Genomic DNA, 15,516 nt, shown 5'->3' with positions numbered 1-15,516 from the left:
GGAGAGAGGCCGTTACGTGGCTAGCCTCAAGTGCTTTCTCTTTTATGGTGTCCTCTTCCCGCCTATCAGTCTTTATCTTAATACAACAAAGATAATAAGACTGATATTTCCTGATAAGATGCGGAGGTAATTATTCGTCTCGCTTGACTTTTTTAAAATAAATTTCCGACCTCTTATCTATTAACTGCAAACTTAGAGCTTAACTTTATATATAAACACAGCTCCAGGGAACAGAGTTGACTAGAAGATAAACATTATGAAAGCAACTTGTTCTAAAAGTAAGACGACTGTCTCGACCGGTTTCTGTTCTTCGTTTGTTACTGTCTTTAGTGAAATTCTTATTCTGTTTATTTCCATTCCTGTTTTTTTCAAAACACACAATCACTATCTTACAAATTACATGCCAACATATTTTTCTGAGACCTTCCTCCATGATAGCCAATAATAGCGGTTCCTCTCACCATACAGAAAAAGACCTTTGGTTACAAGTTCTCGCTTTGGCAAAGGAAATACAGGACTGTAAGTCTTATCTGTATCCTAAGACCTTGGAATCTATATATGATAATATTGTAAGAATAGAAAAATTGTTGGATATTTTATTGATTATCACTCGTGGAAGTGACAAATAGACATTATTATTCCGCCTTATGCGACAATTTGTCCAATGCAGTAAAAATGTCGCATCATTAAACTATCGTTAAAAGTTTCATTTTTATAGATTACCTCTATGAAATGGAATTTTTATATACCAAGAAACGTACGCAATCAGTTATGTAACCTTAATGTTCAGAATAATGATAGATAAACGAATAGAAAGTACCATGAATGAATTGATCAACGCAGAAATATGGTCAACCAACTTATACCTGTCTTTACAGGTTTATTTTGAAAGTGAACAACTCCCGATACTGAGCTCCTGGCTAAATACCCAGGCTCAGGATAATATGAACAAAGTCTATCAAATGATGAGCTGGATATATCATAATGGAGGATGCGTTGCAATTAATGAGATAAAACGGGATGTGCAAAATGGCAAGCTCCAGTAAGTGCCTTAAACGAATTGATTGAACATGAACGATATATGTCCCGCCTAGTCTCCATACTCCTCATACTATGCCGAAACGTGGATGCGTCCTCTAATTCTTTCATCAACAGGCTGTATTCAGACCGAATATATCTAAGTACGGCCCTTTTGGAATTATTACGTATTCTTGCCCAAGAAAATGTGCGGAGACGACCTTATTTCTAACAGTATGTCCCTCCATTTAACATCTCATAATATTAAAGATTATATACTTGTATGGTCTACTTTTTGCAACATAATAAACAATAATAAAATAGATCATGAATATTTTATTAATAGGATAACCCGGTTTTATCGACATTTTGGGACAAGTTTATGCTTGTTTCAAGATAAGAGAGAATATTAAATTATTATTAACTCTAAAAATTTAAATCATTATGAGTGAGAAATTACAAAATGCTTTGAATGAACAAATCACAGCAGAATTATGGTCTGCCAACTTGTATCTGTCTATGTCTTTCTATCTAAAAAAAGAAGGTTTTTCAGGTATGGCCAACTGGATGCGGAAACAATCTGCAAAAGAAGTGGGACATGCGTGCACCATTGCCGAGTATATGGTTAAACGTGAGGCGACACCGAAAGTAGACAAAGTGGATGTAGTTCCACAAGGATGGGGAAATTCTTTGGAAGTTTTTGAACATGCCTTGGAACATGAAAAGCATATCTCCAAGTTGATTGACGAATTGGTATACTTAGCTTCAGAAGAAAAGGATAATGCCACACAGGATTTTCTGTGGAAATTTGTCCGGGAACAAGTAGAGGAAGAAGCCGGTGTACAGAATATTGTAAACCTGTTAAAGAAAGCCGGAGATAGTGGTATCCTTTTCATAGATGCTAAATTGGATGGATGCAAATAATAAACCTGAATAGTTAAAAGATAAATGATATGAGCAAAACAGTAGATATATTAGGTGGGCAGGCTGAATACTACCTAAACCATACATGCAAGACAATAGATAAACAACTGATTCATATTCCGGGTCCGGATATAGTAGATAAGGTATGGATAAATTCGGACAGAAACATTCGGACATTGGAGAGTTTGCAAACTTTATATGGACATGGACGTTTAGCGAATACCGGCTATGTATCCATCCTACCTGTAGACCAGGGTATAGAGCATTCTGCTGGGGCATCTTTCGCTCCCAATCCACTTTATTTTGATCCGGAGAACATCGTAAAATTGGCTATTGAAGGAGGATGTAATGCCGTAGCATCTACATTCGGCGTATTAGGCGCCGTAGCACGGAAATACGCCCATAAAATTCCATTCATCGTCAAATTGAATCATAACGAACTGCTTACTTATCCGAATAGCTATGACCAAGTAATGTTCGGTACAATAAAAGAAGCATGGAATATGGGCGCCATAGCAGTTGGAGCCACTATTTATTTCGGTTCGGAGCAAAGTCGCCGCCAAATAGTGGAAGTATCGCAAGCTTTTGAATATGCTCATGAACTGGGAATGGCTACCATTTTATGGTGTTATTTGAGAAACAGCGGTTTTAAGAAAGACGGAACCGACTATCACGCTGCAGCCGACCTGACAGGCCAAGCCAACCATATCGGAGTAACGATCAAGGCTGACATCGTAAAACAAAAACTTCCGTCCAATAATGGTGGCTTCAAAGCCATCGGCTTCGGAAAAACAAATGAGCGCATGTATACAGAGCTGACAACTGACCACCCGATAGACCTTTGCCGTTATCAGGTAGCTAACGGCTATATGGGACGCGTCGGACTAATCAACTCGGGTGGTGAATCTCATGGAGAATCCGACCTGCATGATGCTGTTGTTACAGCAGTAGTGAACAAACGTGCTGGCGGTATGGGGTTGATTAGTGGTCGGAAAGCCTTCCAAAAACCAATGAAAGATGGGGTCCAGCTATTGAGCACCATACAGGATGTATATTTGGATTCTTCAATAACCATTGCATAAAGACAGGTCGTCCATGAAAAGAATAGTATTATTACGTCATGGTGAGAGCCTATGGAACCAAGAAAACCGCTTCACCGGGTGGACAGATGTTGATTTAAGTGAAAAAGGCGTTGTAGAAGCCTGCAAAGCAGGCGATACATTACGAGAAGCCGGATTTTCTTTTGAGATTGCCTACACTTCTTACTTAAAACGTGCTATAAAAACGCTGGACTACGTTCTGGACCGCCTGAATGAGAGCTGGATTCCCGTCGAAAAGACATGGAGGTTGAATGAGAAACATTACGGCATACTTCAGGGACTTAACAAAAGTGAGACGGCTGCCCAATATGGTGAAGAACAAGTACACACCTGGCGGAGAAGTTATGATATAGCTCCTGCAGCATTGGGAGAGGACGATTCGCGCAATCCGAGTAAAGACATACGTTATGCAGATGTCCCGGATATGGAACTTCCACGTACGGAATCCTTGAAAGATGCCATTGAGCGTGTAATGCCTTATTGGAAATGCATCATCTTTCCCACATTGACATGTAAGGATAACCTGCTGGTAGTTGCCCATGGCAACAGCCTGCGTGGAATCATCAAGCATCTCAAGGAAATATCCGATACAGACATTTCCAACCTGAACCTGCCTACAGCAGTTCCTTACGTTTTTGAATTCGACAACCGGCTGGCTCTTGTCAAAGACTATTTTCTCGGTGATCCGGAAGAGATACGTAAACGGACGGAAGCTGTAGCAAAACAAGGAATGACTAAACAATAAAAGTTCTGTCAAGCAGCCAGACATATTTTCTAAACTTTAATTATTAACTAAAAAAGGAGGTAAAAATGGTACCTACAAAAATGAACCAGAATTGGTTACCAAGTATTTTTAATGATTTCTTTAACAATGAGTGGATGATGAAGGCAAATGCAACAGCCCCCGCTATTAATGTAATTGAAAATGAAAAGGACTATAAAATCCAATTGGCAGCTCCGGGAATGACAAAAAATGACTTCACCGTTAATGTGGATGAAAACAACAATCTAGTAATCTGCATGGAAAAGAAGGAAGAGAAGAATGAGGAGAAAAAAGACAAAAAATACCTACGCCGTGAATTCTCTTATTCCAAATTCCAACAAAGTATCATACTGCCGGACAATGTTGAAAAAGATAAGATTACAGCCAAGGTAGAACATGGGATTCTGTCTATAGATATTCCCAAAACAGTGGACAAAGAAGTTCAGAAGATAACCAGAACTATTGATATCAAATAAGATATCTTAGCTAAACTTTACCCAAGGCGTTCCTTATATTTAGGGGGATGCCTTGATATAAACCTTTGAACCTCAAATCACTATAATGAAAACATTCAATTTTGATGAAGCATTAATAGCTCTGCAAAGTGATCTGCTAGGTTTTGCATATAAATTGACAGCTGACAAACACGATGCTGAGGATTTATTGCAGGAAACAATGTTGAAAGCTCTGGATAATAAGGATAAATTTGATCCTGGAACAAATTTTAAAGGCTGGATGTATATCATTATGCGTAACGCTTTTATAAATAACTACCGGATAAAAAAAAGCCAGGGAGACTTATATATATTATCCGAACCCGACTATCATTTCCTGCTAAGAGATGACTCTTTTGCTTTCATAGACAATAGTCAAGATGCCAAGGAGATAAGGGCAGCCCTTAAAACACTACCTAAAGAACATTACAACGCTTTTATGTTGTATATATCCGGATTCAAATATCGGGAAATAGCTCAAGAAACAGGAGTGTCGCTAGGTACAATAAAAAGCCGTATCTTTCATAGTAGGAAAAAATTAAAGCAGTTACTTTCTGATTTTGTCTAATAATTGTATAAAAATGAATTATGAATAACAAGTATATTGGAATCCTGACTTCCGGAGGGGATGCGTCAGGAATGAATGCAGCGATCCGCGCCGTAACCCGTACCGCCATCTTCAACGGCTTTAAAATAAAGGGAATTTATAGGGGATACGAAGGACTGATTGCCGGTGAAGTAAAGGAACTCACAACAGAAGACGTGAGCAGTATTATTCAAAGGGGAGGTACTATACTGAAAACAGCGCGTTCCGAAGCTTTTACCACTCCGGAAGGACGTAAGAAAGCCTATGAAGTTATACAAAAAGAAAATATCAGTGCACTGATTATTATCGGTGGAGACGGTTCTCTGACGGGAGCCCGTATCTTTGCCGAAGAGTATAACGTGACATGTATAGGACTACCCGGTACGATTGACAATGATTTATATGGTACTGATTTCACCATAGGATACGACACGGCATTAAATACAATTGTTGAATGTGTAGATAAAATAAGAGACACCGCAACCTCACACGACCGCATTTTCTTTGTCGAGGTGATGGGACGTGATGCGGGCTTCCTGGCCCAGAACAGTGCGATTGCTTCAGGGGCTGAAGCTGCCATTATTCCGGAGGACAAAACGGATGTGGACCAGCTGGAGACATTTATCGGACGTGGATTCAGAAAAACAAAAAACAGCAGTATCGTCATTGTGACCGAAAGTCCCCAAAATAAAAATGGAGGTGCCATGTACTATGCCGACCGGGTAAAAAAGGAATATCCTGAATATGATGTAAGAGTTTCCATTCTGGGACATCTGCAACGCGGTGGGGCTCCAAGTGCCAACGACCGTATACTGGCAAGCCGATTAGGAGAAGCAGCCATCCAGGCTCTGATGGAAGACCAACAGAATGTGATGATAGGCATACGGAACAATGAAATTGTCTATGTTCCTTTTGCACAAGCAATCAAAAATGACAAGCCTATTGACAAAAGCCTGATTCGGGTACTTAACGAGCTGTCCATATAAAGTTATTAATTCACCACTGCTTGGAAAGACACTCCGGGAGGCAGACATACCGGACTGTATCATCATCGGGAAACTACAAAGTTTTATCCGGTATGGATAATGCCCTATTATAAAATAAACAAGGAAATATAAACTATTTAATGTACAATGTTATGGAATATCCAAGTTATAATGTAAACACTCCTCAATGGAGGGAAATTACAGTCGGTTCACATCTTCCCATGGAATTGGGAAAACTTGCGGAAATAGCACGTAATCTATGGTGGACATGGAATGATGACGCCAAAAGTATGTATTGCGACCTAGATCCGGAGCTTTGGGAAGAAACGGAGCAAAATCCGATATTGTTCCTGGAGCGGATGAATTATGAGAAGCTGGTAACACTGGCACATGATGAGTTTTTTATCCGCAAGATGAATACCGTCTATACTGCTTTCAAGGAATACATTAATGTAGTTCCAGATCATAAACGTCCGTCAGTAGCCTATTTCAGTATGGAATACGGCTTAGACAAGGTCCTCAAAATATATTCCGGTGGTCTTGGAATACTTGCGGGCGATTACCTGAAAGAGGCATCAGACAGCAACGTTGACCTTTGTGCCGTAGGACTGTTGTACCGTTATGGCTACTTTGACCAGTCTCTTTCCATGGACGGGCAGCAGATTGCCAATTATGAAGCACAGAATTTCGGACAGCTCCCAATCGAAAAAGTGATGCAACCAGATGGAAAACAGCTGGTAATCCACATTCCCTACGCCGACAGCTTTATTGTACATGCCAATGTCTGGAGAGTCAATGTAGGAAGAATCCCCCTTTATCTACTGGACACGGACAATGAACTCAATAGCGAGTTTGACCGTCCAATTACCCACCATCTGTATGGCGGTGACTGGGAGAACCGGCTGAAACAGGAGATTTTACTCGGTATAGGCGGCATGATGACACTGAAAGCTTTGGGTATAGAAAAAGACGTATATCACTGCAATGAAGGCCATGCCGCATTAATCAACATTCAGCGGTTATGTGATTATATAGCCGGTGGTCTGGATTTCGGCCAAGCGATGGAATTAGTACGCGCTTCTTCTCTTTATACCGTACATACACCTGTACCCGCCGGCCATGATTATTTTGACGAGGGACTTTTCAACAAATACATGAAAGGGTATCCCGACAAACTGGGCATAACCTGGAATAACCTGATGGATCTCGGACGCCATAATCCGGGAGACAAAGGAGAACGTTTCTGTATGTCTGTATTCGCCTGTAAAACCAGCCAGGAAGTAAACGGAGTCAGCCTGTTGCATAAAACTGTGTCACAGGAAATGTTCGCTCCTATCTGGAAAGGCTACTTCCCGGAAGAGAATCATGTGGGCTATGTGACTAATGGCGTACATTTCCCTACTTGGTGCGCCACCGAATGGGAAAAGCTTTTCAAAGACAATTTTGATGAGAGCTTTATTCATGACCAGTCCAATCAAAAAATCTGGGAAGCTGTCTACGACATTCCGGACGAAGAAATATGGAATACCCGCCTGAAACTAAAAACCAAACTGATAGATTATATCAAAAGAAAATGCAGCAAAGACTGGCTTAGAAGCCAGATCGATCCGTCATTAACCATTTCCATTTTTGAGAAGTTTAACCCGAATGCCCTTCTGATTGGTTTCGGACGACGTTTTGCTACATATAAAAGGGCGCATCTTTTGTTTACCGATATCGACCGCCTGGCTAAAATAGTGAACAATCCGAAATATCCGGTACAATTCATCTTTACAGGGAAGGCTCATCCCAGTGACGGTGCCGGCCAGGGACTAATCAGGCAGATTGTGGAAATATCCCGGCGTCCTGAATTCCTAGGTAAAATCATATTTCTTGAAAACTATGATATGGATCTGGCAAGACATCTTATCGCAGGGGTGGATATCTGGCTGAACACTCCCACACGTCTGGCCGAAGCCTCAGGCACATCAGGGGAAAAGGCACTGATGAACGGTGTACTTAATTTCTCAGTGTTGGATGGTTGGTGGTATGAAGGCTATTGTAAGGATGCAGGATGGGCGCTGACCGACAAAAGTATCTACCAGAATGAACAATATCAGAACCAGCTGGACGCCGAAGCAATTTACTATCTATTGGAGCATGACATTCTTCCTGCATATTATGAACATGGAGATAAGGAGTATTCGGAAAACTGGATTAAGTACATCAAGAATTCAATCGCACAAATAGCTCCCCGTTTTACCATGAAAAGGCAACTGGACGATTACTATGAGAAATTCTATATCAAACTGTCGGAGCATTTCCACATTCTCTCTGCTGACAATAATGCAAAAGCCAAAATGATATCTGACTGGAAAACCGCTGTCCGAAACAGGTGGGATTCCATTGAAATCAAATCCATAAAAGCCGGAAACGGGTTGGATGCGACAATCGAAGCCGGAAAGGAATATGAAGTAACAGTTGTTGTCGATGAGAAAGGTCTGGATGATGCAATTGGAATTGAATTGGTCATTATTCAGCATGAAAGTGGTCAAGATCATATCTATGAAGTCATACCTCTTCCACTAGTTTCCAAAGACGGGAATCTATATACCTTCAAGGGGACATCTCAAATTTTTAATGCCGGAAGTTTCAAACAGGCTTTCCGCATGTATCCCAAAAATAATCTATTACCACATAGACAAGATTTTTGTTACGTCCGATGGTTTTAAAAAAAAGGGAGGTGTGTCATAATGAATAATAAAACGCAAATTATCGCAGAAATAATTTCATAAATCGTTGATTAATATATAAATATAATTGAAATAATCTGCGATAATTTGCGTTAATCTGCGTTTTGACACACTCCGCTTTTATACATGACAAGTTTCAAAGGTTATTCAATAAAAGATAAAGAACAATGAAACCGAACATTATTCTTATGAATTTCACTCATGTCTATGAGCAGGAAAGATTTATAAACGACATCCATTTCCAGTGGATAGATTGTACCGACCTAAACGGAACCAACTGCTACTGTGATGCAGAAGCAGCCAAAGTCATTAGACAAAGAATGGCCCCCTACTTACCTGAAGGAATACATTTCATTGATTCCGGTAACTATCATTATATCAGTAAATTTTGGACGGATAAAATAAAGACCCCATTCTCACTAGTTGTCTTTGATCATCATCCAGATATGCAACCTTCCTTATTTGACAATCTAATGTCATGCGGATGTTGGGTGAAAAAAGTATTGGATACAAATCCTTATCTTCAAAAAGTATGTATCGTCGGTGCTGCTGAAAAGTTGATCAAAGCACTGCATCCCAATTATGGAGAAAAATTAAAGTTTTATAGCGAAACAGAACTTTCTCACGAAGAAGGATGGAACAGATTCTCTCATGAACATCTGAATGAGCCTGTCTATATATCAGTGGACAAAGATGTATTGGACATAAAATCAGCAGTAACCAATTGGGATCAGGGTTCCCTATCACTGACCGAATTGGAGAAACTCCTCTCCATCATTCTAAAAAAAGAAGAAATTATCGGAGTAGATATCTGCGGTGAATGTTCCAGTTCTTTGGATGTTTTCCAAAAAAACAGAGAACTTTCAATTAACAGTAAGGCCAATAAGGAACTATTAAATCTATTCCTGTCCAATCAAAACGAGATTCATCCCCTATAAGTAAATCATTAACATAGTCATGAATATTATGCTTAGCACAATAATTAGTGAATTGACCGTACATGATAATTCCACATCTCTTTACACTTTTCTAATTCTCCATCTCTTGATATTGCTATTTTCAATAGAAGGTTGTACTTTTGTCATCATTTTATCAGTCAATCTTTTATACAAATGGTCTTTATACACAATTTATTACTTATTCTGGGACGTGGAATAGGACAAGTGATGTTTCAGAATAATGCGTTATCCGGATTATTCATGCTAATTGGAATATTTCTAAACTCATGGCAAATGGGAATACTAGCAGTCTGCGGTAATATAATAAGTACACTGACAGCCCATTTTTCGGGATATAAGTATGATGATATTAAAAATGGATTATACGGATTTAATGGAACTTTAGTAGGTATAGCAGTTGGCGTATTTCTACAATTATCGGTAGGAAGTTTAATCATGTTGATTATCGCTTCGGCCCTTTCCACATGGATTGCCTATTTTTTTAATCAGCAACGTTTAATTCCTGGCTTTACTGCTCCTTTCATTCTTGCTGTATGGGGAATGTTGGGAGTTTGCAGCTGGCTTATACCAGATTTACTATCAGTTTCCTATACGGTTATTGATACCACACAGAATATTAATTATTTCCAAGCCTTCTGCTTAGGTATAGGGCAAGTCATGTTTCAGGGAAATACAATTCTATCCGGATTATGTTTCCTTATAGGCATTTTGATTAATTCTCGAAAGGCAAGTCTCTATACTATCTTGGGAGCACTTCTTCCTATTCCCCTAGCCATTTTACTTGAAGTGGATGCTACAGACTTAAATGCCGGATTAATGGGCTATAATGGGGTATTATGTGCAATAGCTTTAGGAGGAACGGGCTGGGAAAGTGGCGTATGGGCAGGATGCTCTGTCTTACTGTCCACCGTATTACAGATTCTAGGAATGAGTTTGGGTATCACTACCTTAACCGCTCCCTTTGTTATATCTGTATGGATCATACTAATGATACAAAAAGTAATAAGAACGCAGAATAACTAAATTAGTCTTCAAATAAAAGTTTGTGATATTTTTTTTCAAAGAAAAAGATAAAAGATATCATCTTGTCACCCGAAATATTTGCTTTTGTATTATGAATACTACACCATAATGCAGTAAACTTAAAAATAGCATCCAAACTCCTTGAATTAAAAAGAGTTTGGATACCTCAACATTTACAGTAAAAAATATTATTTATAAAGTCTCAATCAGATCTTAGTTATGCTTACAACATAAAGGTGATAACTACCCATATAAACAACAGACAGAAGTGTATCACATAATTATGATAACATCATCTCATATCTTTTCACCCACAATCAGCAACAGTTTTTCATTTTCCCCTCTTAAAAACTTTATTTCTTCTTTCAACCAATCTATTTCCTTGTTTTTTGAGGAAATCAATTCAGCTATCATTGTATCAGGAATATAACTACTACTGATAAAATTCAATATCTTGGAGATATTTATTTCTTCTCTTTTTTTAAAGTTTCAAATTGTTCCTTTTGTTTATCCAACAGCTTTTCGAAAATCTCAATTACCTGTTCAACAGGAAAACTATTAAAGGTCTGATTATTGCCTGTATTACTGACAGCACTTTTAACACCACAATTCTCGTAGAAGTTATTCGTATTATACAGGATTGTCTCTTCATTAAAACTCTTCAGCCCATCTACAGTAACGCCTAGTGCTGAAGCAATCTCACCTAACCGTTCATCGTCAAACTTCTCTGTTTGTTCTATTTTCGAAACAGCCTGTTTCGTTATACCTAACAAATCACCGAGTTCCGCTTGAGTCATTCCCCGAAGCCGACGCACCCGTTCAATTTTTCTTCCCAGATGAATTGTATTTGTGTACTTTTCCGTTTCCATATTCCAGTCTGTTGATTATTTTCCCTGCTTTATGCACTCTCTTAGAATCTCTATTTTCTCTTGTTCACTTTTCAACAAGCGTTCATACAGTTCAACCACCTTTTCAATAGGATTAATCTGTTGGTTATGAGCATAAACAGTAGCAATTGCTCCCGGAGAAATGGTAGCATCTTTATAATTATTAATATTACAAATGGCTTTTTCAACATCAAAATCCTTGATGACATCAGTAGATATTCCCAAGACTTCAGCTATTTTTGTCAACAGTCCGTCTTCTATTTCATCTTGTTTCTCTATTTTCGAGATCTCCTGCTGACTAACACCCAGATCAGAAGCCAACGCTTCCTGTTTCATACCCAGATACACACGGATTCTTTGCAGATTGCGACCGACATGCCTTTGATTCACCTTGTCTTTTACTTTAATATCCATATCATTGTTGCTTTAGTAAATACATTGAGACAAAGATAATGAAAATAAAATTCGCAACTACATATCGCCCTTTGAAAAAGACAGCTTTCTATCTGTTTCTCTTTTAAATATAACCTAATTAGATCTATTTTATCCCAGTCTTTATCATTTTATCTACTTCTAAAACTTTACTACCGTAAAGTTTACGACGGGTAAAGGTTTAATCAACAACAATATTACTTTATAAAATCAAATATACAACAGGTAGTAAGAAACAACTCAGTCTGATAAAAGTCAACTCTATATTTTTCAATCCCCAGTTCTATATGCATAATTTTGCCCTGTCAGTTTTTAGCTGACATGAATCGTGGCGCCACATTTAAAACAGTGCAGAAGGATGTGCAATTGACATTCTGAACAATCATCATTAAACCAATAAAATCTAATAGCCTATGGGGTAAGTAAAGTCGTTACAATCGAGACATAGCTTTAAATCGGCCGAAAATTTAGCTATCCAAAAACAAATTAGTAAACATACAATTAAACAAAAAGCATGAAATCATTTTCTGATAAAACAAACATAGGGTGGAATAATTCCCTAAAGACTGTTTATAGAATGAATTTTTACCTATTATTCCTATTAATAGGTTCATTATCGATACTTGGATCAACACGGGCTTATTGCCAACAGAGCAGAACGATCTCGGGTATAGTGAAAAACTCTCAAGGAGAGACGATTATCGGAGCGAATATCGTTGAAAAAGGTACCAGCAACGGGACGATTACGAATGTAGACGGACTGTTCACACTGCACGTATCGCCCAATGCAATATTAAAGGTATCTTATATGGGATACACGGAGCAGGAAGTCAATACACGCAACAAGAACAAGCTGGAAATCATACTGACGGAAGATGCCAGACTGATTGATGAAGTAGTGGTGGTAGGATACGGATCGGTCAAAAAACGGGATTTGACGGGGGCGGTAACCTCCGTCAAAAGTGCGGAAGTACTGGCCGCTCCTACCAATAATGTGATGGAAGCCCTTCAAGGCAAGATACCCGGAATGGATATCACCAAAACTTCGGGACAGGTAGGAGGTGATGTCACTATCCTGTTACGTGGTTCACGATCTATTTATGGCAGCAACGAACCATTGTTTATTATCGATGGAATCCCCGGCAGCTATAGCCAGGTCAGCCCGTCGGATATTGAGAGTGTAGATGTATTGAAAGATGCTTCTTCCACCGCCATTTATGGTTCCGCAGGAGCAAACGGCGTTGTCATTATCACCACCAAAAGAGGAAAAGAGGGGAAAGCTACCGTAAACTTCGATGCTTATTACGGATTCAGCGGTTCACCCAACTACAGGCATGGGATGACGCGGGATGAATGGGTCACCTACCAACGGGAAGCATATAAATATAAAAACGGTGACTATCCCACCGATATGTCCGCCCTACTGGGAAAACAGGATTTTATAGATGCATACAACGATGGCAAATGGATAGACTGGATAGATGAAGTGTCGGGCAACACGGCTACCACACAGAAATACAGTCTTTCGGTCAGCAGTGGCACTGAAAAGACAAAATTATTTGCTTCAACTTCTTACAACCGGGAGGAAGGTTTACTTAATAACGAAAATCTGAACAGATATTCGTTACGCCTCAACCTGGATCAGCAGATATTTTCGTGGGCAAAGGTGGGCTTTACCTCCAATTTAGTCTACCGGGACTTGAACTCCGGTGTAAAAAACACATTCACCAAATCTCTCTCCGCCATCCCGTTGGGTGATGCATCTACCGAAAAAGGGGAGATCAATCACGAATACATCACGGGACAATATTCCCCAATGAGTGATTTCATAGAGAATCAGTATGTAGACAACACACGTTCCACCTACCTGAACGTGAGTGGCTATGTCGAACTAACTCCCGTCAAAGACCTGACTTTTACCAGTCGTGTCAATGGTACGTTGAATCACTCACGCCGCGGGCAATACTGGGGAGAGAAGTGCAATGCCAACCGTCCGTCTTATGCAGGTTCACCGCATGCTTCCATCACCAACAACAATGCCTGGAATTACACTTGGGAAAATATTCTCGCATACAACACAACCATCGCCAAAGACCATAATCTGGGAGGTTCACTGATTACTTCCTGGAATAAGAACCAGTCGGAAAGTAGCATGGCTGCCTCCAGCGGTCAAATGGTAGATCAATGGTCTTTCTGGCGACTGACATCGGGCACTTCCCAACATGTAGAATCCGACTTCGCACAGACGCAGAAAATGTCTTTTGCCTTCCGTCTGAACTATTCATACAAGGGTAAATACCTATTTAACTTCTCTACCCGTTGGGACGGTGTTTCACAATTTTCTACCGGACATAAATGGGATGCTTTCCCCGCAGGTGCACTGGCGTGGAGAATATCAGACGAGGCATTTATGGAAAAGACACGTAGTTGGCTAGACAACCTGAAGTTGAGAGTGAGCTACGGTATCACGGGTAACTCGGGAGGAACCACCGCATACAGTACCACAACACAAGCATACGTATATGCCGCTTCGGGAATTTCCATTAATGGGAAGATTGTTCCTTTCACGCAATACTCCGGTACCTACGGTAGTTCCGATCTCGGCTGGGAGAAGTCATACAACTGGAATGTGGGGTTGGATTTCGGTATCCTAAACGGTCGCATTGACGGATCGGTAGAATGGTTCAAGACAACCACCAAAGGATTATTATTCAAACGTACATTGCCCATCACCAGCGGTCTGACCGGATGGGGATCGCCTCTGGCTATCTGGCAGAACATCGCCCAGACCAGTAACCAAGGCGTGGAAGCAACGATCACTTCGCACAACATACGGAATAAAGATTTCACCTGGAATACCACTTTATCCGTCACCTGGAACAAGGAACAAATAGACGATCTGCCTGACGGTGATCTGATCGCCGAAAACCTGTTTGTCGGTGAACCGATTAAAGCTATTTACGGATATAAATATACCGGAATTTGGGGAACCGATACTCCACAGGAAACATTGGATGCCTACGGCGTAAAACCCGGATTCATCAAGATAGAAACCTTAGACCAGAAAGGCGATGAAGGTGTGCATAAATACAGTACGGAAGACCGGCAAATTCTAGGACATTCCAATCCGGACTGGATCATCGGATTCAGCAATTCCTTCACCTACAAGAATTTTGATTTATCCGTCTTTGCCATGGCGCGTTACGGACAGACAATCAACAGTGACCTGCTCGGTTATTATACCGCCGAACAGAGCGTAACCAAGAATCAACTGGCAGGCGTAGACTACTGGACAGAGGATAATCAAGGAGCCTATTTCCCCCGTCCCGGAACGGGAGACGAACAAAAAACCGTATATCCTTCATTAAGAGTGCGCAACGGCTCCTTCATTAAGATTAAGAATATCACGCTGGGATATACACTACCCGTCAATATTTCCCGCAAAGTTTTAATGGAGAAATGCCGTATTTATGCCACAGCCTACAATCCGTTCATCTTTGTAAAAGATAAGCAGTTGAAAGATACTGATCCCGAAACCAACGGTTCGGATGCATTTCCTACCTACCGGCAATTTGTTTTTGGCGTTAATTTGACATTCTAACAAAAGATTATA

13 protein-coding genes and 1 pseudogene are annotated in these 15,516 nt (G+C 40.0%); 12 read left to right on the top strand and 2 right to left on the bottom strand.

The features are described from left to right. The first annotated feature begins 431 nt into the window (after nt 1-431). From DXA05_RS17905 to DXA05_RS17855, 11 genes and pseudogenes are all read left to right on the top strand, one after another. Nucleotides 432-629, top strand: a complete 198-nt coding sequence (locus tag DXA05_RS17905; protein WP_004306485.1) for a hypothetical protein — start codon at nt 432-434, stop codon at nt 627-629. 192 nt (nt 630-821) lie between these two features. Continuing rightward, nucleotides 822-1,249 (top strand): annotated as a pseudogene (locus DXA05_RS17900) (ferritin-like domain-containing protein). A gap of 212 nt (nt 1,250-1,461) precedes the next feature. Further along, nucleotides 1,462-1,941, top strand: a complete 480-nt coding sequence (locus tag DXA05_RS17895) for a ferritin (RefSeq protein WP_004309108.1) — start codon at nt 1,462-1,464, stop codon at nt 1,939-1,941. 29 nt (nt 1,942-1,970) lie between these two features. Beyond that, complete coding sequence (locus DXA05_RS17890; protein ID WP_004309107.1) at nt 1,971-3,023, top strand: class I fructose-bisphosphate aldolase; 1,053 nt, start codon at nt 1,971-1,973, stop codon at nt 3,021-3,023. Nucleotides 3,024-3,036: 13 nt separating this feature from the next. Beyond that, a complete protein-coding gene (gpmA, locus tag DXA05_RS17885; protein ID WP_004309105.1) occupies nt 3,037-3,786 on the top strand; it encodes a 2,3-diphosphoglycerate-dependent phosphoglycerate mutase in 750 nt (249 codons plus the stop codon). A gap of 65 nt (nt 3,787-3,851) precedes the next feature. Beyond that, entirely contained in the window at nt 3,852-4,280 is a 429-nt protein-coding gene (locus tag DXA05_RS17880; protein ID WP_004309103.1) for an Hsp20/alpha crystallin family protein, read from the top strand. Nucleotides 4,281-4,365: 85 nt separating this feature from the next. Then, nucleotides 4,366-4,866 (top strand): RNA polymerase sigma factor, encoded by a 501-nt coding sequence (locus DXA05_RS17875; protein ID WP_008650022.1) that lies wholly within the window; start codon nt 4,366-4,368, stop codon nt 4,864-4,866. 20 nt (nt 4,867-4,886) lie between these two features. Then, on the top strand, nt 4,887-5,870 hold the full coding sequence (gene pfkA, locus DXA05_RS17870) for a 6-phosphofructokinase (RefSeq protein ID WP_008777393.1): 984 nt from the start codon (nt 4,887-4,889) through the stop codon (nt 5,868-5,870). Nucleotides 5,871-6,022: 152 nt separating this feature from the next. After that, nucleotides 6,023-8,581 carry an alpha-glucan family phosphorylase gene (glgP, locus tag DXA05_RS17865; RefSeq protein ID WP_004326384.1) on the top strand — a complete coding sequence of 853 codons (2,559 nt, stop codon included), beginning with the start codon at nt 6,023-6,025 and terminating at the stop codon, nt 8,579-8,581. Nucleotides 8,582-8,769: 188 nt separating this feature from the next. Then, the gene (locus DXA05_RS17860; RefSeq protein ID WP_004306464.1) at nt 8,770-9,540 is read left to right on the top strand and encodes an arginase family protein; all 771 of its coding nucleotides are present in this window, start codon (nt 8,770-8,772) and stop codon (nt 9,538-9,540) included. A gap of 174 nt (nt 9,541-9,714) precedes the next feature. After that, entirely contained in the window at nt 9,715-10,584 is an 870-nt protein-coding gene (locus DXA05_RS17855; RefSeq protein WP_080558394.1) for an urea transporter, read from the top strand. A gap of 464 nt (nt 10,585-11,048) precedes the next feature. On the opposite strand, the gene DXA05_RS17850 is transcribed toward DXA05_RS17855, so the two are convergent. Together DXA05_RS17850 and DXA05_RS17845 are read right to left on the bottom strand one after the other, a co-directional pair. After that, nucleotides 11,049-11,453: a helix-turn-helix transcriptional regulator gene (locus DXA05_RS17850; RefSeq protein ID WP_004309090.1), complete on the bottom strand. Its 405-nt coding sequence runs from the start codon at nt 11,451-11,453 to the stop codon at nt 11,049-11,051. Nucleotides 11,454-11,468: 15 nt separating this feature from the next. After that, nucleotides 11,469-11,885, bottom strand: a complete 417-nt coding sequence (locus DXA05_RS17845) for a helix-turn-helix domain-containing protein (protein WP_004306458.1) — start codon at nt 11,883-11,885, stop codon at nt 11,469-11,471. Between the two features lie 532 nt (nt 11,886-12,417). On the opposite strand from DXA05_RS17845, the gene DXA05_RS17840 reads away from it, so the two are divergent. After that, complete coding sequence (locus DXA05_RS17840; RefSeq protein ID WP_128859447.1) at nt 12,418-15,504, top strand: TonB-dependent receptor; 3,087 nt, start codon at nt 12,418-12,420, stop codon at nt 15,502-15,504. Nucleotides 15,505-15,516: the final 12 nt, after the last annotated feature.

This window comes from Bacteroides sp. AM54-2NS (assembly GCF_003602935.1).
Taxonomy (GTDB): Bacteria; Bacteroidota; Bacteroidia; order Bacteroidales; family Bacteroidaceae; genus Bacteroides; species Bacteroides xylanisolvens.
The sequence above is the reverse complement of the archived record's forward strand: the minus strand, read 5'-3'. Positions and strand labels throughout refer to the sequence as shown.